Origin of the sequence: Streptomyces griseomycini, from assembly GCF_014203535.1 — a bacterium.
GTDB classification, from domain to species: Bacteria; Actinomycetota; Actinomycetes; order Streptomycetales; family Streptomycetaceae; genus Streptomyces; species Streptomyces griseomycini.
This window is the reverse complement of record NZ_JACHJI010000010.1, coordinates 315,545-336,611: the sequence shown is the minus strand read 5'-3', so window position 1 is coordinate 336,611 and position 21,067 is coordinate 315,545. Positions and strand designations below refer to the sequence as shown.

At 74.9% G+C, this 21,067-nt stretch carries 15 protein-coding genes, 1 tRNA gene and 1 pseudogene; 14 read left to right on the top strand and 3 right to left on the bottom strand.

Annotated elements, in window-relative coordinates:
• Positions 1–7: 7 nt before the first annotated feature.
• Positions 8–2,695 (bottom strand): pyruvate, phosphate dikinase, encoded by a 2,688-nt coding sequence (ppdK, locus tag FHS37_RS27555; RefSeq protein ID WP_184826030.1) that lies wholly within the window; start codon positions 2,693–2,695, stop codon positions 8–10.
• A 285-nt stretch (positions 2,696–2,980) separates the two neighbouring features.
• Here ppdK and FHS37_RS27550 point away from each other — a divergent pair, with 285 nt between their 5' ends.
• Entirely contained in the window at positions 2,981–3,676 is a 696-nt protein-coding gene (locus FHS37_RS27550; protein WP_184826028.1) for a response regulator, read from the top strand.
• A gap of 149 nt (positions 3,677–3,825) precedes the next feature.
• Positions 3,826–5,553 (top strand): sensor histidine kinase, encoded by a 1,728-nt coding sequence (locus FHS37_RS27545; protein WP_184826026.1) that lies wholly within the window; start codon positions 3,826–3,828, stop codon positions 5,551–5,553.
• A 457-nt stretch (positions 5,554–6,010) separates the two neighbouring features.
• Here the strand turns inward: FHS37_RS27545 and FHS37_RS27540 are convergent, their stop codons facing one another.
• On the bottom strand, positions 6,011–6,676 hold the full coding sequence (locus FHS37_RS27540; protein ID WP_184826025.1) for a dienelactone hydrolase family protein: 666 nt from the start codon (positions 6,674–6,676) through the stop codon (positions 6,011–6,013).
• A gap of 220 nt (positions 6,677–6,896) precedes the next feature.
• Here FHS37_RS27540 and FHS37_RS27535 point away from each other — a divergent pair, with 220 nt between their 5' ends.
• The 11 genes and pseudogenes from FHS37_RS27535 to FHS37_RS27485 form a co-directional block, all read left to right on the top strand.
• Positions 6,897–7,550, top strand: coding sequence for a phosphoribosyltransferase (locus FHS37_RS27535; RefSeq protein ID WP_184826023.1), 654 nt, complete (start codon positions 6,897–6,899; stop codon positions 7,548–7,550).
• Positions 7,551–7,865: 315 nt separating this feature from the next.
• On the top strand, positions 7,866–8,138 hold the full coding sequence (locus tag FHS37_RS27530; RefSeq protein ID WP_184826021.1) for a hypothetical protein: 273 nt from the start codon (positions 7,866–7,868) through the stop codon (positions 8,136–8,138).
• A 246-nt stretch (positions 8,139–8,384) separates the two neighbouring features.
• Positions 8,385–11,285 (top strand): Na+/H+ antiporter subunit A, encoded by a 2,901-nt coding sequence (locus FHS37_RS27525; RefSeq protein ID WP_184826019.1) that lies wholly within the window; start codon positions 8,385–8,387, stop codon positions 11,283–11,285.
• Positions 11,282–11,737, top strand: coding sequence for a Na(+)/H(+) antiporter subunit C (locus FHS37_RS27520; RefSeq protein ID WP_184826017.1), 456 nt, complete (start codon positions 11,282–11,284; stop codon positions 11,735–11,737). Before FHS37_RS27525 ends, FHS37_RS27520 begins: the two co-directional genes overlap by 4 nt.
• A complete protein-coding gene (locus FHS37_RS27515; protein WP_184826015.1) occupies positions 11,734–13,284 on the top strand; it encodes a Na+/H+ antiporter subunit D in 1,551 nt (516 codons plus the stop codon). The genes FHS37_RS27520 and FHS37_RS27515 overlap by 4 nt, the downstream gene beginning before the upstream one ends.
• Positions 13,281–13,931, top strand: a complete 651-nt coding sequence (locus tag FHS37_RS27510; RefSeq protein ID WP_229889903.1) for a Na+/H+ antiporter subunit E — start codon at positions 13,281–13,283, stop codon at positions 13,929–13,931. The genes FHS37_RS27515 and FHS37_RS27510 overlap by 4 nt, the downstream gene beginning before the upstream one ends.
• The gene (locus FHS37_RS27505; RefSeq protein ID WP_184826013.1) at positions 13,928–14,194 is read left to right on the top strand and encodes an MrpF/PhaF family protein; all 267 of its coding nucleotides are present in this window, start codon (positions 13,928–13,930) and stop codon (positions 14,192–14,194) included. Before FHS37_RS27510 ends, FHS37_RS27505 begins: the two co-directional genes overlap by 4 nt.
• Complete coding sequence (mnhG, locus tag FHS37_RS27500; RefSeq protein WP_184826011.1) at positions 14,191–14,604, top strand: monovalent cation/H(+) antiporter subunit G; 414 nt, start codon at positions 14,191–14,193, stop codon at positions 14,602–14,604. Before FHS37_RS27505 ends, mnhG begins: the two co-directional genes overlap by 4 nt.
• Positions 14,605–14,709: 105 nt before the next feature.
• Positions 14,710–16,545 (top strand): thiamine pyrophosphate-requiring protein, encoded by a 1,836-nt coding sequence (locus tag FHS37_RS27495; RefSeq protein ID WP_184826088.1) that lies wholly within the window; start codon positions 14,710–14,712, stop codon positions 16,543–16,545.
• A 237-nt stretch (positions 16,546–16,782) separates the two neighbouring features.
• A complete protein-coding gene (selA, locus tag FHS37_RS27490; protein WP_184826086.1) occupies positions 16,783–18,057 on the top strand; it encodes an L-seryl-tRNA(Sec) selenium transferase in 1,275 nt (424 codons plus the stop codon).
• A gap of 4 nt (positions 18,058–18,061) precedes the next feature.
• Positions 18,062–19,813, top strand: a pseudogene (locus tag FHS37_RS27485) (SelB domain-containing protein); the annotation flags it as partial.
• Positions 19,814–19,848: 35 nt separating this feature from the next.
• Here FHS37_RS27485 and FHS37_RS27480 read toward each other — a convergent pair.
• Positions 19,849–19,941: transfer RNA gene (locus FHS37_RS27480), tRNA-Sec, on the bottom strand.
• Between the two features lie 75 nt (positions 19,942–20,016).
• On the opposite strand from FHS37_RS27480, the gene selD reads away from it, so the two are divergent.
• On the top strand, positions 20,017–21,054 hold the full coding sequence (gene selD / locus FHS37_RS27475) for a selenide, water dikinase SelD (RefSeq protein ID WP_184826009.1): 1,038 nt from the start codon (positions 20,017–20,019) through the stop codon (positions 21,052–21,054).
• The last annotated feature ends 13 nt before the right edge of the window (positions 21,055–21,067 follow it).

The window sequence follows — 21,067 nt, the reverse complement described above, 5'->3', positions numbered from 1 at the left end:
GTCCTCGTCACCGGCTGCCGTCCGCCCCCGCTCCCGCCGACGCGGCCCGTCCGGCCTCCAGACGGGCCACCGGGACGCGGAACGGGGAGCAGGAGACGTAGTCCAGACCGGCGGTGTGGAAGAAGTGGACGGACTCCGGGTCGCCGCCGTGCTCGCCGCAGACGCCGATCTTCAGATCCGGCCGTGCGGCGCGGCCCTCGGCGACGGCGATGCCGACCAGACGGCCGACGCCCTCGCGGTCGAGGGTCTCGAACGGGGAGGAGGGGAAGACGCCCTTGTCGAGATAGGCGGGGAAGAACTCCGCTTCGACGTCGTCGCGGGAGAAACCCCAGGTGGTCTGGGTGAGGTCGTTGGTGCCGAAGGAGAAGAACTCCGCCTCCTCGGCGATCCGGCCCGCCGTGAGCGCGGCCCGGGGCAGCTCGATCATGGTGCCGACCGGGCACGTCACCGGGATGCCGGACGCCTCGGACACCTCGGCGAGGACGCGCTCGACCTCCGCGCGGGCGAGCCGCAGCTCCTCGACGGCGCCGACCAGCGGCACCATGATCTCGGCCGCGGGGGAGCCTCCGACCCGGGTCCGCTCCACCACCGCCTCGGCGACGGCCCTCACCTGCATGGCGACCAGGCCCGGGACCACCAGGCCCAGGCGCACACCGCGCAGGCCGAGCATCGGGTTCTCCTCGTGCATCCGGTTCACCGCGGCCAGCAGGGCGGCGTCGCGCGGGTCCGGCCGCTCGCCGCGGGCCTCGGCGGCGGCGACGCGCACCGCGAGGTCGGTCCGGTCGGGCAGGAACTCGTGCAGCGGCGGATCGAGCAGGCGGATGGTGACCGGCAGGCCGTCCATCGCCTCCAGGATGCCGGTGAAGTCCTGTCGCTGCAGGGGCAGGAGGGCCGCCAGCGCCCGGTCGCGCCCGGTGCCCGGGCCGGCGAGGATCATCTCCTCGACCAGCTTGCGGCGCTCGCCGAGGAACATGTGCTCGGTGCGGCACAGGCCGATGCCCTGCGCCCCGAACCGGCGGGCCCGCGCGGCGTCCTCGGGCGTGTCGGCGTTGGCCCGCACCTCCAGCCGCCTGACGCCGTCGGCCTCGTCCAGGACCCGGGCGACCGACGAGGCCACGCCCTCGGACGTCTCACCGGTCTCCAGGTACCGCATGACCGCCGAGTCGACCAGCGGGGCCGCACCGGGGTACACGGCACCGGCGGAACCGTCCACCGAGACGACCGTGCCCTCCTCGACGACGGTGCCGTCGCGGGTGGTGAAGCGCCGCCGCCCGGTGTCGACGGCGAGTTCCTCGGCGCCGCACACGCAGACCTTGCCCATGCCGCGCGCCACGACGGCCGCGTGCGAGGTCTTGCCGCCGCGGCTGGTGAGCACGGCCTGCGCGGCGACCATGCCGGGCAGGTCGTCCGGGGTGGTCTCCTGGCGCACGAGCACCACCTTCCCGCCGGCCGCGGCGCGCCGCACCGCCGCGGCGGAGTCGAAGACCACCGCGCCGACCGCGGCACCGGGCGAGGCCGGGATGCCGTGGGCCAGCGGGTCGCCGGTCGCGGAGGTGTCGAACCGCGGGAACATCAGCCGGGCGAGCTCCTCCCCGCTCACCCGGGCCAGCCCCTCCCGGGGGGTGATGAGCCCTTCGTCCGCCAGCGCGGTCGCGAGGGTGAACGCGGCCTCGGCGGTGCGCTTGCCGACCCGGGTCTGCAGCATCCACAGGGTGCCGCGCTCGATGGTGAACTCGATGTCGCACAGGTCGCGGTAGTGCCGCTCCAGCGTGGTCATGTGGTCGCGCAGTTGCCGGTACGAGCGCGGGTCCAGGCGTTCCAGCTCGGCCAGCGGCACGGTGTTGCGGATCCCGGCGACGACGTCCTCGCCCTGCGCGTCGGGCAGGTAGTCGCCGTACAGGCCGGGGCGTCCGGTGGCCGGGTCGCGGGTGAAGGCCACCCCGCTGCCGGAATCGCGGCCGAGGTTGCCGAAGACCATGCGCTGCACCGTGACCGCGGTGCCCAGGTCGTCGGGGATGTGCTCACGCCGCCGGTACAGGCGCGCCCGTTCCCCGTTCCAGGACTCGAACACCGCCAGGACCGCCCGTCGCAGCTGCTCGGCCGGGGACTGCGGGAAGGACTCGCCGGTCTCGCGCCGGATCAGGTCCTTGTACGTCTCCACGAGCCGGGCGAGGTCACCGGCGTCCAGGTGGACGTCGTCCGGGACGCCCCGCTCGTCCTTCAGCAGCGTGAGGGCGTCCTCGAACAGGGCGGCGTCGACCCCCATGACCGTACTGCCGAACATCTGGACCAGCCGGCGGTAGGAGTCCCAGGCGAACCGCTCGTCGCCCGACACCCCGGCCAGGCCCGTCACGGAGCCGTCGTTCAGACCGATGTCCAGGACCGTCTCCATCATCCCGGGCATGGAGAACCGTGCCCCGGAGCGGACGGACACCAGCAGCGGGTCGTCGGGCCGGCCCAGGCGCCGCCCGGCGGACTCCTCCAGTGCGGACAGACGGCGGGAGACCTCCCGGGACAGCCCCTCGGGCTCCGCCCCCGTCGCCAGGTAGGCGCGGCACGCCTCGGTGGTGACGATGAAACCGGGCGGTACCGGCAGCCCCAGCCGGGTCATCTCGGCGAGGTTCGCGCCCTTGCCGCCGAGCAGGTCGGCCATGTCCCTGCCGCCCTCGTGGAAGTCGTACACGTAACGGACCATGACGTCGCGCTCCTCAGCTCTGGACGGAGGGCCGGGGCCGCCCGGTGGGCCGATTCGTCCGTGCCGCCGCCCGGCGCCGGCGGGGCCGGCGGGGGGCGACCGCCCCCGAGCGGGTGGTCGGCGGTGGGGGCGAGCCGGACGAACGGTGAGGGGGGAGCCGCACGAACAGGGCCGACCGGCCCTGGCCGTCCGGCCCCGGACCGGGGAGGATCCCGAACGGTGGGCCGATGGGTCCATGATGGTTCACCGGCGCGAACCCGGCACGCAGAGAAACAGGAGCATTCCATGGCGGACGGCGAGCAGCCCGGTCCCGACAACCCGATCCGGGTCTTCCTGCTGGACGACCACGAGGTGGTCCGGCGCGGGGTGCACGACCTGCTGAACGACGAACCGGACATCAGCGTGGTCGGCGAGGCCGCCACCGCCGAGCAGGCCCTCGTCCGCGTCCCCGCGCTGCGCCCCCGGGTCGCGGTCCTCGACGTCCGGCTGCCCGACGGGGACGGCGTGAGCGTGTGCCGCGAACTGCGCTCGAGCATGCCCGATCTGGCCTGCCTGATGCTGACCTCGTTCGACGACGAGGAGGCCCTGCTGGACTCGATCATGGCGGGTGCGTCCGGGTACGTGCTCAAGCAGATCCGGGGCTCCGACCTGGTCGCGGCCGTGCGCACGGTCGCCCGGGGCCAGTCGCTGCTCGACCCGAGCGCCACCACCAGGCTGATGGCCCGGCTGCGCGGCGAACAGCGGAAGGAGGGGGAGCAGCCGGACGCGCTCCCGGGGCTGACCGGCCGGGAGCGGGAGATCCTCGCGCTGATCGGTGAGGGGCTGACCAACCGGCAGATCGGCCAGCGGCTGTACCTGGCCGAGAAGACGGTGAAGAACCACATCTCCCGGCTCCTGGCCAAGCTCGGCGTGGAGCGCCGCATCCAGGCCGCCGTGATCGCCACCGAGGCCCGGGACCGGCTGCGGCAGGAGGGCCACTGACGCCACGCGGGGACTTCCGGGGGCCGCCGACCGGGCGAACCGCGGCCCGCCCGGTCCTGTACCGTCCCTGGTGACGGGCCGTTGCCCCGGCCCCTCGCACGAGCGGCGGTCGGCGCCCGCCGCCGCGGACGGGACCTGGAGGACCACCGGTGGGAAGCTCCGAGGAGGCTCGGGAGGCCCATGTGCGGCTGCTGCCGCAGCTGAGGCTGGACGAGCTGCTGGAGGAGTTGCAGGCCCGCCTGGACGCGGCCCGCGGCACCCGTGACCGCGTGCACAGCCTGCTGGAGGCGGTGCTCTCCGTCGGCCGGGAGCTGGACCTGCAGCAGGTGCTGCGCAGCATCGTCGAGGCCGCGGCGCTGCTCGTGGACGCCGAGTACGCCGCCCTCGGTGTGGTCGGGCCGGACGGCAAGCGGCTGTCGGACTTCCTCACGGTCGGCGTCACCGACGAGCAGATCGCCAGGATCGGCCCCTACCCGGAGGGCCACGGCATCCTCGGGGAACTGATCCGGCACCCCGAGCCGCTGCGGCTGACGAGACTCTCCGACCACCCCGCCTCGTACGGCTTCCCGGCCCACCACCCGCCGATGAACTCCTTCCTGGGCGTCCCCATCCGGGTCCGCGACCAGGTCTTCGGCAACCTCTACCTGACCGAGAAGCGGGGCGGGGCGCAGTTCGACGAGGAGGACGAGTCGGTGCTGTCCACCCTGGCCGTGGCGGCCGGTGTGGCGATCGACAACGCCCGTCTGTACGAGGAGTCCCGGCTGCGCGAGCGCTGGCTGCGGGCGAGTGCCGAGGTCACCCACGGCCTGATGTCGGGCAGCGAGCGCGGCGAGGTCCTCGGGCTGATCGCCGAGCGGGCGCGGGAGATCACCGGTGCGGCCCTGGCCGTGGTCGCGGTGCCCATGGCGGACACCGGCTCGCTCACCGTCGAACTGGCCCTCGGGCAGGAGGCGGAGCTGCACCTGGGGCTGGTGCTGCCGGTGGGCGGCGGTCTGATCGGTGCCGCCTTCTCCGACGCCGCGCCCGTCTCCACTCCCGACATCACGCGCGACGAACGGGTCCCGCCGGGCCCGCCGCGCTTTCAGGGCCTCGGCCCGGCCGTGGCCGTCCCCATCGGCTCGGGCGACGGCGTACGAGGCGTCGTCCTGCTGGTCAGGGAGGCCGGCCGGGCCGTGTTCTCCGGGGAGGAGATCGAACCGCTGCAGGGCTTCGCCGCGCAGGCCGCGGTGGTGATGGAGCTGGCCGACCGCCGCAGGGACGCGCAGCAGATCGCGGTGCTCCAGGACCGCGACCGCATCGCCCGGGACCTGCACGACCTCGCGATCCAGCGGCTGTTCGCCACCGGCATGACCCTGCAGAGCGCCGCCCGGCTCATCGAGCACCAGGGAGCCTCGGAGCGGGTGGCGCGGGCGGTGGACGACCTGGACGAGACCATCAAGATCATCAGGTCCACGATCTTCGGCCTGCGGTCGCGCGACGAGACCGCCGGACCCGGCCTGCGGGCCCGGGCGGTGCGGGTGGTCGGCGAGGCGGCGCCGGTGCTGGGGTTCGCGCCCAGCGTGCGGATGGAGGGCCTCCTGGACACGCACGTGCCGAAGGAGACCGCCGATCACCTGGTGGCGGTCCTCTCCGAGGCGCTGACCAACATCGCCCGGCACGCGCGGGCGCGCCGCGCCGAGGTCGTGCTAGAGACCGACGGCCGCGAGGTGCGGCTGACCGTGTCCGACGACGGCGTGGGCATCCCGGCCGGGGGCCGGCGCAGCGGCCTGCGCAACATGGCCGAACGGGCGCAGCAGTCGGGCGGGGAACTGGAGTGGACCAGCCCCGCCGACGGCGGCACGACGCTGGTGTGGCGGGTGCCGATCACGACCCCGTAGGCACCGGCACCCGCGGGCACCGGCACCCCGGGACGGCTCGCTGCCGCCGGACACGCTCGGCCGCGCCTCGCGGCCCCTCCCCGCGCCTTCGCGACGGCACGACGCCGGGACCGGAGGCCGGTCGGGCCTCGTAAGGTCCCCCGGCGCGGCGTCCCCGCGGCGTCCGCCGCACGAGGCGGCGGACCGGTCCCGCACCCCTGCCCGGACGTGCGGCCGTGCGACGGACGGGGCGGGCGCCCCGCGGCCGAGGCGCCGATCGAGGCGGCCCCACGGGCCGGACCGCTCGTCCCGGAACACGCGCGGGCGGGAGGCGGCGGACGGGCACCTCCCCCTGCTCGACGGGCGCCCTCCGGCGCGCACCGGCCACCGGGACGCGGCGCTCGGCACCGACGTGGACCGGGCCGTGCGACGATGTCGTCGGCCACCGGACGTCCGTCCGGGCCGGCCGGTCGCGGCTTCAGCGGGTGCCCCCGCCTCCGTCGCCCAGGTGGTCGCGGAACCAGTCGGCGGCGGCTTCGGCGACCTCTTCCAGGGCACCGGGCTCGGGGAAGAGGTGGGTCGCCCCCGGCACCACGTGGACGGCGTGCGTCGCGGACAGCGCCCCGGCCGCCCGGCGGTTGAGGTCGAGGACCGTCTCGTCGTCACCGCCGACGACGAGCAGCACCGGGGCCGCGACCAGGGGGAGCGCCGCGTCGGCCAGATCCGGCCGCCCGCCGCGCGACACGACCGCGGACACCCTCCTCGGACGCTCGGCCGCAGCCACCAGAGCCGCGGCCGCGCCCGTGCTCGCCCCGAACAGACCCGCCGGAAGGTCCGCGGTGTCCGGTCGCTGCCCGAGCCAGTCGACGGCGCCCACCAGCCGCTGGGCCAGCAGGCCGATGTCGAAACGGTGCTCGGCGGTCACCGAGTCGCGGCGCTCCTCGTCCTCGGTCAGCAGGTCCATCAGCAGCGTGCCGAACCCGGCCCGGTGCAACGCGTCGGCGACCGCACGGTTGCGGGGGCTGAGGCGTGAGCTGCCGCTACCGTGCGCGAACACCACCATGCCGCGCGCACCCGCCGGGATCACGAGGTCACCGGCCAGCTCCGCCTTCCCCGAGGGAACGATCACGCTCTCGGAGATCATGCGCCGTCACCTCCCTGAGGTGCCCGTCGATCCGGCCGGGTACCCGGTCCGGCGGCCCCCTACCCGACCGGACCCAGGCCCCGGGGACCCGGAGACCCGGAGACCCGGAGCCCGTTTCGGTATTTCCCGGGAGGAAACCCCGTAAGTCGGACAGGGCGGGCGCCGTCGTCGTGACCGCGCCCCCGCAGGGAGCTCGGGCAGAGGAAGGCAGGCGCCGCCCATGCGCTACCGCGACCGCCGGCACGCAGGCGAGGAACTCGCCCTCCGGCTGATGGAGTGGGCCGCCGACGGCGACCTCGTGGACCCCCTCGTCCTCGCGCTTCCCCGTGGGGGAGTGCCGGTGGCGGCGCAGGTCGCCGGAGCCCTGCGGGCACCGCTGGACGTGCTGGTCGCCCGCAAGATCGGCGTGCCCGGCCGGCCGGAGACCGGGATCGGCGCGATCGTCGGTGACGACCCGCCGCTGTACGACCGGCGGGCGCTGGAGATGCTGGGGCTGAGCGAGGACCGCCTCGGCTCGGACGTGGCCCGGGAACGGACCGAGCTGCACCGCCGCGAGGGCCGCTACCGCGGGCACCGGCCGCCGCCCCGCGTCGCGGACCGGGCGGTGATCCTCGTCGACGACGGACTCGCCACCGGCGTCACCGCGCGCGCCGCCCTGCGCCACCTGCGTCGGCGAGGTCCCGCGCGACTGGTCCTCGCCGTGCCGGTCGGCGCGCCGGGCACCGCGGACCTGATGCGTGCGGAGGCCGACGACCTGATCTGCCTGCACCAGCCGCCGGACTTCCGGGCCGTCGGCCGGTGGTACGAGGAGTTCGACCAGGTCGACGACGAGGAGGTCGTCCGCATCCTGAACGAACTCAGCCCCACGGCATGACCCCGACCGCGTCCCTCTGACGCGCACGGTCACCGGGGCGGGCGGTCGGTGCGGCGGCGGTGCCGTCCCTGGCGACCGCGCCGCACTCCTCTTTCCGGTTCTCCGGCCTTTCCGGTCCTCCGGCCTTTCCGGGGGTCGGCACCGGGACATCTGGGTGCCGGACCCGACGGCTTCGGAACGTGAGGCGAAGGAGGGTGAAAGGGACGAGCGCCCCAAGGCGAACGTATGTACGATTACGGTGAAGGGGCGATGCCGTTCGGTGGGATCACGACCCACCCCCCCGCGGACGTCCCCGCAGCCCGGGAGGGAGGCATCATGTCCGGATGCGACGAGCGGCTCGACGCCACCGGGCTCCCCGCGCAGCGCGACGAGCCCGGCCCGCGCGGAACGCGGGAAGGGAGTCGTCCGCCCCGGGCGCGTGCGCGTGGACGCCGGCGCACGGGAGCCTGGCTGCTGCTCCTGGCGGGCATCGCCGGGACGGTGACCGGCATGGTCCTGCCGAACGGACTGCTCCTGGCCGCCGGCCTGGTCCTGGCCGGGGCCGCCGGGCAGTCGGCCGGCTCCCGCGGTTCCCTTCGGCCCCGGTGACGCGCACGGCACCGGAGCCGAACCGGGCTTCGGCCTCCGGCGCGGTACGTGACGTGCAGGGGGACCGCGCGCCGCACGCGTTCGATACGTCCGTCTGCCGCACCTTTGAGACTGATTCCGACGGCACGGGGCACCCTGGGAAGCCGACCGGGGTACACCGCCAGAGCCGAGCGGGACGGGCCCGGCCCGCACCGGGGAACCGGACGGGTCGGCGAACCGGGAGTTGACGGAGGAGTTGGTGCGGCGGTGCTGTTCCTGCTGGCCGCCCACGCGGGGTTCGCGCTGGTGCTCCCCTGGTGGCAGCGACGGCTCGGCCGTGCCGTATGGCTCGTGGCGGCCCTGGTGCCGCTGGCGGCCGTGGTCTGGGCGGGCACGCGGGCGCCGCGGGTGCTGGACGGCGGGGAGTACCGCGAGTCCCTGTCCTGGGCGCCCTCGCTCGGACTGACCGTCGAGCTGAGGCTGGACACCCTGGCCCTGCTGATGCTCTGGATCGTCGCCGGGGTCGGCGCCCTGGTGCTGCTGTACTGCCGGTACTACGTCGAGCACGACGCCGGCCGGCTGGCCGCCACGCTGCTGGCCTTCGCGGGCGCGATGACCGGACTCGTCCTGGCCGACAACCTGTTCGTCCTCTACGTCTTCTGGGAACTGACCACGGTCGCCTCGTTCCTGCTCATCGCCGAACGCGGCGAGGCGGCGGAGCAGCGGCGCGCCGCCCGGCAGGCGCTGCTGGTGACCACGGGCGGCGGTCTGGTCATGCTGCTCGGCTTCATCATGCTCGGGCAGGCGGCCGGAACCTACAGCGTCGCGGGGATCCTCGCCGAGCCCCCGCGCGGCACGGCCGTCTCCGTCGCGGTGGTGCTCGTGCTGATCGGGGCGTTCGCCAAGTCCGCCCAGATGCCACTGCACGGCTGGCTGCCCGCCGCGATGGTGGCGCCCACCCCGGTGAGCGCCTACCTGCACGCGGCCGCGATGGTCAAGGCGGGCGTCTACCTCGTCGCGCGGCTGGCACCCGCCCTGGCGGACGTGCCCCCGTGGCGGCCCCTGGTGCTCGTCGTCGGTCTGGTCACCCTGGTGCTCGCCGCCTGGCGGGCGCTGCGCGCGACCGACCTGAAGATGCTGCTGGCCTACGGCACGGTCAGCGAACTGGGCATGCTCACCGCCCTGTTGGGGGCGGGCACCCGGACCGCGGCGCTGGCCGGGACGGTCATGCTGCTCGCCCACGCGGCGTTCAAGTCCGCGCTGTTCCTGTCGGTCGGCATCCTGGACCACACCACGGGGACCCGCGACATCCGCGAACTGTCGGGCCTCGGCCGCCGCATGCCCGTGCTGTGCGCGGTCGCGACCGTGGCCGTGGCCTCGATGGCCGGCCTGCCGCCGCTGCTCGGGTACCTGGGCAAGGAGGCCGCGGTGGAGGCGTTCCTGCACGGCACGGAACTCGGCGGCCACCTCTGGCTGACGGCGGCGCTCCTGCTCGGCTCCCTGCTGACCGTGGCCTACGGAGCCCGCTTCGTGCAGGGCGCCTTCGGCGGGCCCCCCGGCGACGTGGCGGCCCGCGCCCACCGGCCGGCCCCGGGGTTCGTCGCGCCCGTGGCCGTCCTGTCGGCCGCGACCCTGGTCCTCGGCATGTGGTACGCGGGCACCGCGGCCCTCACCACGCCCTACGCCGACGCCTATCCGCCGGGCCCGCACGGCCCGTACGAGCTGTCCCTCTGGCACGGCTTCACCGCCGTGTTCGGCCTGTCGATGCTGTCCATCCTCCTCGGTGTCCTGCTCCACCTGGTGCGGGGCGACCGGTGGCGCCTGCCCCGACTGCCGGACGTGCAGCGCGCGTTCGACCGTGCGGTGGCGGCCGTGGACCGGCTGGCCGTGGTTCTGACCGGGCACACCCAGGTCGGTTCGCTGCCGGTCTACATGACGGTGCTGCTGACCGTCATGGTGGCGGTGCCGGGCGCGGCGCTGGTGGCCGCGGCGCCCTCGCCGGGCTCACCGCAGTGGTGGTGGTCGCCGAGCGAACCGTTCCTCGCGGTGGTGGTGCTGACGGCGGCGGCGGCGGTGGTCGTCACCCGGTACCGGCTGACCGGCGTCCTGCTGTCCGGGGCCGTCGGCTACGGAGTGGGCGTGATCTTCCTGGTCCGGGGAGCGCCGGACCTGGCACTCACCCAGTTCCTGGTGGAGACCATGACGCTGGTCGTGGTGGTGCTGGTGCTGCGCCGGATGCCGGCCCGGTTCGATCCCGGCCGGACGCTGACCCGCACGCGCGCCGTACGGGTCGTGGCGGCCGGGGCGATCGGCGTCCTCGTCACCTGCCTGTCCCTGGTGGCCTCCTCCGCGCGGACGGGGCCGGCGATCTCGGCGGAGTACGTGCCCCGGACGCCGGAGACCGGTGCCCACAACATCGTCAACGCGATCATCGTCGACTTCCGCGCGCTGGACACGCTGGGCGAGATCTCGGTGATCCTGGTCGCGGCGGTGGGCGTCGCCAGCCTGGTCAGGGTGGGCGGCCCCGGCGCGGTGCGGGACACCGGCGACCGCGTCGGCCGCCCGTTCCCGACGGCGCACTGGGACGAACCCGTGGAGACCTGGCTGCCGGGCGCGCGCGAGCGGCCCGGCGGCGAGCGGTCGGTCCTGCTGGAGGTGGCCACCCGGCTGCTGTTCCCCTCGATCCTGCTGCTCTCGGTGTACCTGCTGTTCTCCGGGCACTACGGCCCCGGCGGGGGGTTCTCCGGCGGCCTGGTGGCGGGCCAGGCGTTCGTGCTGCGGTACCTGGTGGGAGGACGCGCCGACCTGGGGGCCGCCGTGCGGGTGCGCGCGAGCGTGATCGTCGGCTCGGGGCTGATGCTGGCGACCGTCGTCGGTCTGCTCCCGCTCGCCCTCGGCGGGGTGCCGCTGGAGAGCACGGTGGTGACCCTCCACCCGCCGGTGCTGGGCACGCTGGAGTTCGCGACCAGCCTGTTCTTCGACATCGGCGTGTACCTGCTGGTCGTCGGCGTCACGCTCAGGCTGCTGTCGGCGGTGGGCGTCTCGCTCGACACCCCCAGGGCCGAGACGGACGACGACGATGACGATGACGACGCTGACGACGACCGGACCGGGGAAGGGGACGGGACCGGGAACCGGGACCGGCACAAGGAGGGCGGCCGACGGTGAACACGATCGACGTGACACTGGCCCTCGTGGTCGGCGGCCTCTTCGCCATCGGCTTCTACCTCATGCTCCAGCGCTCGCTGATGCGCATCGTCCTCGGCTTCGTCATCCTCGGCCACGGCACGAACCTGCTGCTCCTGGTCGGCGGAGGAACGCCGGGCCGCCCTCCGGTGCTGGACGGCACGACCTCGGACCCCGACCGGTTCGCCGACCCGCTGCCCCAGGCCATGGCGCTGACGTCCATCGTGATCACCTTCGGCCTCACCGCCTTCCTCATGGCCCTGGCCTACCGGTCCTGGCACCTGACCGGCAGCGACGAGGTCCCCGACGACCCGGAGGACCGGCGCATCGGCACCCTCCGGGAACGCGCCGACGAGGACCACGACACCTACCCCGACCCCGAGCCCGACGCGGTCCCGGCCGACGACGGCACACGGCGTGGAGGCGAGCGATGACGGCGGCGCTGCTGGCCCTGCCCGTCCTGCTGCCGGCCCTCGGCGCCGGACTGTCCCTGCTCCGCCTGTCCCCCCGCGCGGTGCGGGTGCTGAGCGCCGCCGTACTGACGCTGGTCCCGGCCGACGCGCTGGCGCTGCTCGTGCTCGCCGACACCCGCGGCCCGCAGGCCCTGCACGTCGGCGGCTGGCACGCGCCGCTGGGCGTCACCCTCGTCGCCGACCGGCTGTCTGCCCTGCTGCTCACCGTGTCGACGCTGGTCGCGCTGGCCGTGCTGCTCTTCGCCATCGGCCAGGGCACCGCGGAGGAACGCCGCCGCACGGCCGTGGTCTTCCACCCCGCCTACCTGGTCCTCGTCACGGGGGTGAGCCTGGCCTTCCTCACGGGCGACCTGTTCAACCTCTTCGTCGCCTTCGAGGTGATGCTCGCCGCCTCCTACGTCCTGATCACCGTGGACGCCGACGAGAACCGCACCCGTGCGGGCATGACGTACACGATCGTCAGCCTCACCTCGTCCATCCTGTTCATCACCCTGATCGCCCTGGTGTACGCGGCCGCCGGCACCGTCACCCTGGCCCAGCTCGGGCCGCGGCTCGCGGAGCTGTCGGACGGGCTGCGCGGGACGCTCGCCGTGCTGCTGCTGGTGGTCCTGGGCATCAAGGCGGCGATCATCCCGCTCCACCTCTGGCTGCCCGACAGCTACCCCACCGCTCCCGCGCCGATCACCGCGGTGTTCGCCGCGCTCCTGACCAAGGTCGGCGTCTACGCCGTGCTGCGCACCGAGACCCTGCTGTTCCCGCGCGGCGGTGTGTGGCCCGTCCTGACCTGCGCGGCGATCATCACCATGATCGTGGGCATCCTCGGCGCCGTCGCCCAGGACGACATCAACCGGTTGCTGTCCTTCACCCTGGTCAGCCACATCGGTTTCATGCTGTTCGGCATCGCGCTGTTCGACGTCCGGGGACTGACCGGCACCATCCTCTACATCATCCATCACATCGTCGTCCAGGCCGGGCTGTTCCTCGCCGCCGGCCTCGCCGTGATCCGGGTGGGAACGGCGTCGCTGCCCCGCATGACGAAGGGGCCGCCACCGGGCGTCGCCGTCGCCGTGCTGTTCGCCGTACCGGCACTGAGCCTGTCGGGGGTCCCGCCGTTCTCCGGCTTCGTCGCCAAGCTGGCCCTGCTCCAGGCCGGTGTCGCCCAGGGGGGCGCGGCCGCCTACGCCCTCGCGGCGGCCGCCCTGGTCACCAGCCTGCTCACGCTCTACGCCATGACGCGGGTGTGGACCACGGCCTTCGCGGGGCAGCCGGAGCACACCGGGCACAGCGCGTCCGGAAGGCTCGCGGCCGCCCAGGCGCCCGAGCCGACCCCCGGTGGCGTGGGCGGGGCCCGGCTGATGCTCGCCTCGACGGCCGGCATGGTGCTGACCGGGGTGGCGGTCGCCGTCCTCGCCGGGCCGCTGGCCCGCATCGGCGAGCGGGCCGCCGAGGACCTGCTGCGTCCCGAGGCGTACCGGTCCGTCGTCCTGGGGGAGGGGGAGCACCGTTGAGCCGAGGGGAGAGCTTCCGCCGGATCCTGCACCACCTGCCGCTGGTCGTGTGGCTGTGGCTGCTGTGGATGCTGCTGTGGGGGTCCACCAGCGCGGTCGTGCTCATCGGCGGGCTGCTCCTCGCCGGCGCCGGCGCCATGATCTTCCCGCTGCCGACCGTGCTGCCGGGAGTGGTGCCCCGGCCGCTGTGGATCGGGGCCCTGCTGTTCCACCTGCTGGCCGACCTCGTCAGGTCGGGGGTCACCGTCGCCTGGGCGGCCGTCCGGCACGGCGGGCGGACCCGCTCCGCGATCATGGAGGTCCCCCTGCACGTCGACAACGACGTGCTGATCACGGTCGTCGCCGAGATCACCACGATCGCCCCCGGCACGGTGGTCATCGAGATCGACCGTCGCCGCAGGCGCCTGTACGTCCACACGCTCCCGGTCCGCGACCTGCGGACCATCGTCCGCAGGAAGAAGGAGACACAGGACCTGGAGCGCCGGGTCGCACGGTCCGTCGGGCACCGCCACGGCCCGCCCGGGCGCGGACCACGGCCCGATCCGCCGTCGGACCCACCCCCCGACCCACCCCCCGATCCGCCGTTCGACCCGCCTTCCGACCCGACGGGTGGCACACCACCGGACCACCGAGGGAGACGACGATGACCCACCTGTACACCGTCACGCTGGGCGTGCTGATCGCGGCCGGTCTGCTCACCCTGGTGCGCCTCGTGCGCGGTCCACGTGCGCTGGACCGCATCATGGCGCTCGACGTCGTCGTCACCATGGTCATCGCCGGAACGGCGGTGGGCATGACGATGCGCGACGACAGCACCGCCCTTCCCGTGCTCGTGGTCCTCGCCCTGCTGGCCTTCATCGGATCGGTGACCGCGGCGCACCTCGTCGAGAAGCGGAAAGGCATGCGATGACCGTCCTGCGCGACGTCGTCACCGCCGTCCTGTTCCTCACCGGCGCGTGCTTCTGCCTGCTCGGCGCGGTGGGGCTGCTGCGCTTCCGGGACACCGTGAGCCGTCTCCACGCGGCGTCCAAGGCACAGACCCTCGGCCTCCTGCTCATCCTGGTCGGAGCGGCCGTGCACCGGCCCCTCGGGGAGGCCCCGGTGCTCCTGCTCGTCGCCCTCTTCCAGTTGTTCAACGCGCCCATCACCAGCCAGATCGTCGGCCGCACCGCCTACCGCACCCACGCGGTCGACCGTCGCCGGCTGTTCGTCGACGAACTCGCGGACCGCCTCGCCCGGGACGGCACCCCCCTGCACGAACAGGGCGGCCTCACCCCGGACAAGGAGGAGGGGGGAAACCCCGACGACACCGACCGCTGACGTTTGTGCCGGAGGCCGCACGGAACCCGTCAGCCTCCTGGCGGCGTGGTGCGCGGCCGGAGCGCGCGGGCGCGCACCAGCGGAAACGGAAGGTCGATGGCCGGCATGAAGGTGTCCGACTACATTCTCCAGCGGTTGCGCGAGTGGGACGTGGACCACGTCTTCGCCTACGCGGGCGACGGCATCAACGGTCTGCTGGCGGCGTGGGGACGGGCCGACGACGACCCGAGGTTCGTCCAGTCCCGGCACGAGGAGATGTCCGCGTTCCAGGCCGTCGGATACGCGAAGTTCTCCGGCAAGGTCGGCGTCTGCGCGGCCACCTCGGGCCCCGGCGCGATCCACCTGCTCAACGGGCTGTACGACGCGAAACTCGACCACGTGCCGGTCGTCGCGCTGGTCGGGCAGACCAACCGCAGCGCGATGGGCGGCTCGTACCAGCAGGAGGTCGACCTGCAGAACCTGTACAAGGACGTCGCCTCCGACTTCTGCGAGACGGCGACGGTGCCGGAGCAGCTGCCGAACCTCATCGACCGCGCCATCCGCACCGCGTACGCGCGGCGCACGGTCACCGCCGTCATCATCCCCGCCGACGTGCAGGAACTGGACTACAGCCCCCCGACGCACGCCTTCAAGATGGTCCCGTCGAGCATGGGCATCGGCCAGTACGCCCCGGTGCCCGCCGACGCGGACGTCCAGCGGGCCGCCGAGGTCCTCAACGCGGGTGAGAAGGTCGCCGTGCTCATCGGCCAGGGCGCCCGGAGCGCACGCGCCGAGGTGGAGGAACTGGCGGACGTCCTCGGCGCCGGCGTCGCCAAGGCGCTGCTCGGCAAGGACGTGCTCCCCGACGACCTGCCCTACGTCACCGGGGCCATCGGCCTGCTCGGCACCCGTCCCTCCTACGAGCTGATGCAGGGCTGCGACACCCTGCTGATGATCGGCTCCAGCTTCCCGTACACGCAGTTCATGCCGGAGCTGGACCAGGCGCGCGGCGTGCAGATCGACATCGACCCGCACATGATCGGCCTGCGCTACCCCTTCGAGGTGAACCTCGTCGGCGACGCGCGCGAGACGCTGCGCCGGCTCCTGCCGCTCCTGCGGCGCAAGAAGGAGCGGGCCTGGCGCGAGAAGGTCGAGAAGGACGTCGCCCGCTGGTGGGAGGTCATGCAGCGGCGCGCCGCCGTGGACGCCGACCCGATCAACCCGGAGTACGTGGTGCACGCCCTCGACGGGCGGCTCCCCGACGACGCGATCGTCACCGCCGACTCCGGTTCCGCCGCCAACTGGTACGCCCGCCACCTGCGGCTGCGCGGTCGGATGCGGGGCTCCCTGTCGGGCACCCTGGCCACCATGGGGCCCGGCGTCCCGTACGCCATCGGTGCCAAGTTCGCGCACCCCGAGCGGCCCGCCATCGCCCTCGTCGGGGACGGCGCCATGCAGATGAACGGCATGATGGAGATGGTCACGGCCGCCAAGTACCGGCAGCGGTGGTCCGATCCGCGCCTGGTCGTGGCCGTCCTCAACAACCGGGACCTGAACCAGGTCACCTGGGAGATGCGGGCGATGTCCGGGGCACCGCAGTTCGAGGAGTCGCAGCACATTCCCGACCTGCCGTACGCCGAGATCGCGCAGCGGATCGGACTCGAGGGCGTGCGCGTGGAGAAGCCCGAGCAGGTCGAGGAGGCCTGGGACCGGGCGCTGGCGGCCGACCGGCCCTTCGTCATCGACTTCCGCACCGACCCGGCCGTGCCGCCGATCCCGCCGCACGCGGAGCTGGACCAGATCGAGGCCGCGGCCTCCGCGATCCTCCACGGCGACAGCGACCGCGCCTCCGTGGTCAAGCAGGGGTTCAAGGCCAAGGTGCAGGAGATGCTGCCCGGCACCCGGCGCCGGGCCGACCGCCGCGGCGCCGGAGCCGACGACGGCGCCGAAGACCGCTCCTGAGCCCACCCGACGGCCCGTCCGGCCGCCCCGCGTCCACGGCCGGTCCGGCGTGTCGCCCTCCCGTGCGCGGACGCTGGAGGACGATGAAGGACCGACCGGCCTGCGACCGGGCCCGAACGGAGGAACCGGGTGGACCAGTGGGTCACAACCGAACGGAGCGGTGGACGGACCGGGGACGGCGCGCCCGGGGAGGCGGGGAACGCGCCGCGGGAACCCGGCCCGGACGCACGACGGCGGATCCCGCGCACCGACGCCGTCCTGCGCGATCCGCGGCTGCGGGAGGCGGCACGCCGGCTCGGGGCCGACGCGGTGAAGTCGGCGGTCCACCGGGCGCAGGAACGGGCGCGGGACGGCGCCGTGGAGCCGGAGGCGGTGGCCGACACGGCCGTCGCCCTGCTGCCGCGCTCGGCGAGCGGGCTGCGGCCGGTGATCAACGCCACCGGCGTGCTGCTGCACACCAACCTCGGCCGGGCGTCGCTGTCGGCGGCCGCCCGGCGGGCGGTGCAGGAGGCCGCCGGGCCCACCGACGTCGAACTGGACCTGCACACCGGCGTACGGGCCCGGCGGGGCCGCACCGCGCTGGCCGCCCTGCGCGAGAGGGTGCCGTCCGCCGCCGCGGCACACGTCGTCAACAACGGGGCCGCCGCACTGGTGCTGGCGGCCACCGCGCTCGCGGCCGGACGGGAGATCGTCGTCAGCCGGGGCGAGATGGTGGAGATCGGCGACGGCTTCCGGCTGCCGGACCTGCTGGTGTCCACCGGCGCCCGGCTGCGCGAGGTGGGCACCACCAACCGCACCACCGCCGCCGACTACGCCGGGGCGATCGGTCCGGACACGGCCTTCGTGCTGAAGGTGCACCCCTCCAACTTCCGGATCACCGGGTTCACGCGCGCCGCGGAGGTCGGCGAACTCGCGCCGCTGGGCGTCCCGGTCGTCGTCGACATCGGCTCCGGACTGCTGGCCCCCCACCCGCTGCTGCCCGAGGAGCCGGACGCCGAGAGCCGGTTGCGCGCCGGGGCGGCCCTCGTCACGGCGAGCGGCGACAAACTGCTGGGCGGCCCGCAGTGCGGTCTGCTCCTGGGACGGGAGGAGACCGTCCGCACCCTGTCCCGGCACCCGCTCGCCCGCGCCCTGCGCGTGGACAAGCTGACCCTGGCCGCACTGGAGGCGACGCTCACCGGGCCCGGGACCCCGACCGGCGAGGCCCTCGCCGCCGACCCGGCGTCGCTGCTGCGCCGCGCCGAGCGGCTCGCCGCCCTGCTGGGCGCCGACGGCATCGACGTGCGGGCCGTCGGCAGCTCCGCGACGGTCGGCGGCGGCGGGGCGCCCGGCGTGACGCTGCCCAGTGCCGCCCTGTCACTGCCCGAGCGCTGGGCCGCCGCCCTGCGCACCGGGCCGGTACCGGTGGTGGGACGCCTGGAGGCCGGGCGGTGCCTGCTCGACCTGCGGGCGGTGCCGGAACGGGACGACGAGCGGCTGGCCGGGGCGGTCCGGTCGGCCGCGGGGAGGTAGGCGGATGCGGGTGCTGGCCACCGCCGGGCACGTCGACCACGGCAAGTCCGCCCTGGCCCGGGCGCTGACCGGGATGGAACCCGACCGGTTCGCGGAGGAGCGGCGCCGGGGCCTGACCCTGGACCTCGGATTCGTGTGGACGCGGCTCGACGGCCCGGACGGCGAGCACCTGGCCCTCGTCGACGTGCCGGGCCACGAGCGGTTCGTCGCCACCATGCTGGCCGGCGTGGGGCCCGTCCCCGCCGTGCTGTTCGTGGTCGCCGCCGACCAGGGCTGGCAGGAGCAGTCGCAGGAGCACCTGGAGATCCTGGACGCCCTCGGCGTCCGCCACGCGGTGCTCGCCGTGACCCGCGGTGACCTGGCCGACCCGGAGCCCGTGCGGGCGGACGCCGTCCGCCGCATCGCCGCCACCTCCCTCGGCACCGTGCCGTCCGTCGCGGTGAGCGCGGTGACCGGTGCGGGACTGGACGAGCTGCGCGGGGAACTGTCCCTGCTGGCCCGTGCGTTGCCCGTCCCGCCCGCCGACGCGGACGTGCGGCTGTGGCTGGACCGCGCCTTCACCGTGCGCGGTCACGGCACGGTCGTCACCGGCACCCTGGGCGCGGGCACCCTGCGCGTCGGCGACCGGCTGGTGGCGGGGGACGGCACGACCGCGCTGCGGGTGCGCGGGCTGCAGTGCCTGCACCAGGACCGGTCCGCCGTCGGCGGCGTGGCACGCGTGGCCGTCAACGTCCACGGGGCCCCGGACGGCGTGCTCGGCCGGGGACAGGTGCTGCTGACGCCGGACCGCTGGCTGCTGACCGCGACGATCGACGCCCGGGTGGGGCCGACGCCCGTCGACGAGCTCCCCCGGACGGCCGCCCTGCACCTCGGCACCGCGGCGGTACCGGTGGCCGTCCGGCCGCTCGGGGCGGACACCGCCCGGCTCACCCTGGCCCGGAGGCTGCCGCTGCGGATCGGCGACCGGGCGGTGCTGCGGGAACCCGGCGGGAGCCGCGTGCCGTGCGGGGTGACCGTGCTGGACGTCCGGCCGCCGGAACTGACCCGGCGCGGGGCGGCCCGGGCCAGGGCGGCCGAACTGGCGGACATGACCGGCCGCCCGGACGGCGCGGCGGAGTTGAGACGGCGCCGGCTCGTCCGCCGGGCGGACCTCCGGGCCATGGGCGCGTGCGCCCCCGGGCCGCCGGTCGCCGGGGACTGGCTGGCCGACCCGGAGCACTGGGCGGCGCTGCGGGACCGGCTGGGCGCCGAGGTGGAACGCCACGCGGCACGGCACCCGCTGGACCCCGGCCTGCCCACCGAGGCCGCCCGGCGCCTGCTCGGCCTGCCCGACCGGGCCCTGGTCGACGCGCTCGCCGACCACCCGGGCACCGTACGACTGCGCCGCGGCCAGGGGCGGTTGCACGGCCCCGGGAACGACGGCCCCGCCCTCCCGCCGCCGGTCCGGGCCGCCGTCGACGCCGTGCGGCGGGAGCTGGAGCGGACCCCGTTCCGCGCCCCTGAGGCCGACCGGCTGGCCGAACTGGGGCTCGGACGCAGGGAACTGGCCGCCGCGGTCGCCGCGGGCGCGCTGCTGCGGGTCGGCGACGGCGTCGTCCTGCTGCCGGGGGCGGACGCCCGGGCCGCCGCCGTCCTGCGAGGCCTTCCGCAGCCGTTCACCCTGAGCGAGGCCCGCCGGGCGCTGGACACCACGCGCCGGGTGGCCGTACCGCTGCTGGAGTTCCTGGACGGACGGGGCCTCACCGAACGGGTGGACGACCTGCGCCGGCGCTGCCGGTCCGGCGCGGGGAGCGGAGGCGGACGGGAATCGAACCCGCCTGCCCGAGATCCTCGGGCACCTCGGTTTTGAAGACCGGGAGGGCCACCAGGCACCCACACGCCTCCACCGCCCGCCCAGGCTACCCCGGCACCCCCTCGTCATCACGGCACCCGCACCCGTTCCTCCGACAGGAGCCAGACATGCACTCCCCGACCCCCGCGCCGACCCGGACGCCCGTACGCCTCACGCAGTTCGCCCACGGCGGCGGCTGCGCCTGCAAGATCCCGCCCGGAGAGCTGGAGGACGTGCTCGGCGGCCTCGCCCGGCCGGGGCCGCCCCCCGGCGACACCCCGCTCCTGGTCGGGCTGGCCACCGGTGACGACGCCGCCGTGGTCGCCCTGCCCGAGCGGGACGGGAGCCCGGCCCGGGCCGTGGTCTCCACCGCCGACTTCTTCACCCCCGTCGTCGACGACCCCTACGACTGGGGGCGCGTCGCCGCCGCCAACGCCCTGTCCGACGTGTACGCGATGGGCGGGCGCCCGGTCCTCGCCGTCAACCTCCTCGCGTGGCCGCGGGACGTCCTGCCCTTCGAGCTGGCGCGCGAGGTGCTGCGCGGCGGGCTGGACGTCGCCGCCGAGGCGGGCTGCCACGTGGGCGGCGGACACAGCGTGGACGACCCGGAACCCAAGTACGGGATGGCCGTCACCGGTCTGGCGGACCCGGCCCGGCTGCTGCGCAACGACACCGGCCGTCCGGGGATGCCGCTGTCGCTCACCAAGCCCCTCGGACTGGGGGTGCTGAACAACCGTCACAAGGCCACCGGCGAGCGGTTCGAGCAGGCGGTGGCCACGATGACGGCGCTCAACCGGGACGCCTCGGCCGCCGCCCTGGCCGCCGGGGCGAGGTGCGCCACCGACGTCACCGGCTTCGGCCTCCTCGGCCACCTGCACAAGCTCGCCCGCGCCTCGGACGTGACCGCCGTGGTCGACACCGCCGCCGTGCCCTACCTCGACGGGGCCCGCGAGGCGGTGCGGGACGGCTACGTCAGCGGCGGCACCCGGCGGAACCTGGAGTGGGTGGCGCCGTTCACCGACTTCGGGTCCGCGGACGACGACACCCGTCTGCTCCTGGCCGACGCCCAGACCTCGGGCGGTCTGCTGGTGGCGGGCGAGGTTCCGGGCGCCCCGGTCGTCGGGGAGCTCGTCCCGAAGGGGGCGCACTCCGTCGTCCTCAGGTGAGCCGGCGGACGCG

Bases quoted from the DNA above. Each gene is read 5' to 3' on its own strand.
- ppdK (WP_184826030.1), bottom strand. From the start codon at position 2,695: ATGGTCCGTTACGTGTACGACTTCCACGAGGGCGGCAGGGACATGGCC.
- FHS37_RS27550 (WP_184826028.1), top strand. From the start codon at position 2,981: ATGGCGGACGGCGAGCAGCCCGGTCCCGACAACCCGATCCGGGTCTTC.
- FHS37_RS27540 (WP_184826025.1), bottom strand. From the start codon at position 6,676: ATGATCTCCGAGAGCGTGATCGTTCCCTCGGGGAAGGCGGAGCTGGCC.
- FHS37_RS27535 (WP_184826023.1), top strand. From the start codon at position 6,897: ATGCGCTACCGCGACCGCCGGCACGCAGGCGAGGAACTCGCCCTCCGG.
- FHS37_RS27530 (WP_184826021.1), top strand. From the start codon at position 7,866: ATGTCCGGATGCGACGAGCGGCTCGACGCCACCGGGCTCCCCGCGCAG.
- FHS37_RS27515 (WP_184826015.1), top strand. From the start codon at position 11,734: ATGACGGCGGCGCTGCTGGCCCTGCCCGTCCTGCTGCCGGCCCTCGGC.
- FHS37_RS27505 (WP_184826013.1), top strand. From the start codon at position 13,928: ATGACCCACCTGTACACCGTCACGCTGGGCGTGCTGATCGCGGCCGGT.
- mnhG (WP_184826011.1), top strand. From the start codon at position 14,191: ATGACCGTCCTGCGCGACGTCGTCACCGCCGTCCTGTTCCTCACCGGC.
- FHS37_RS27495 (WP_184826088.1), top strand. From the start codon at position 14,710: ATGAAGGTGTCCGACTACATTCTCCAGCGGTTGCGCGAGTGGGACGTG.
- selD (WP_184826009.1), top strand. From the start codon at position 20,017: ATGCACTCCCCGACCCCCGCGCCGACCCGGACGCCCGTACGCCTCACG.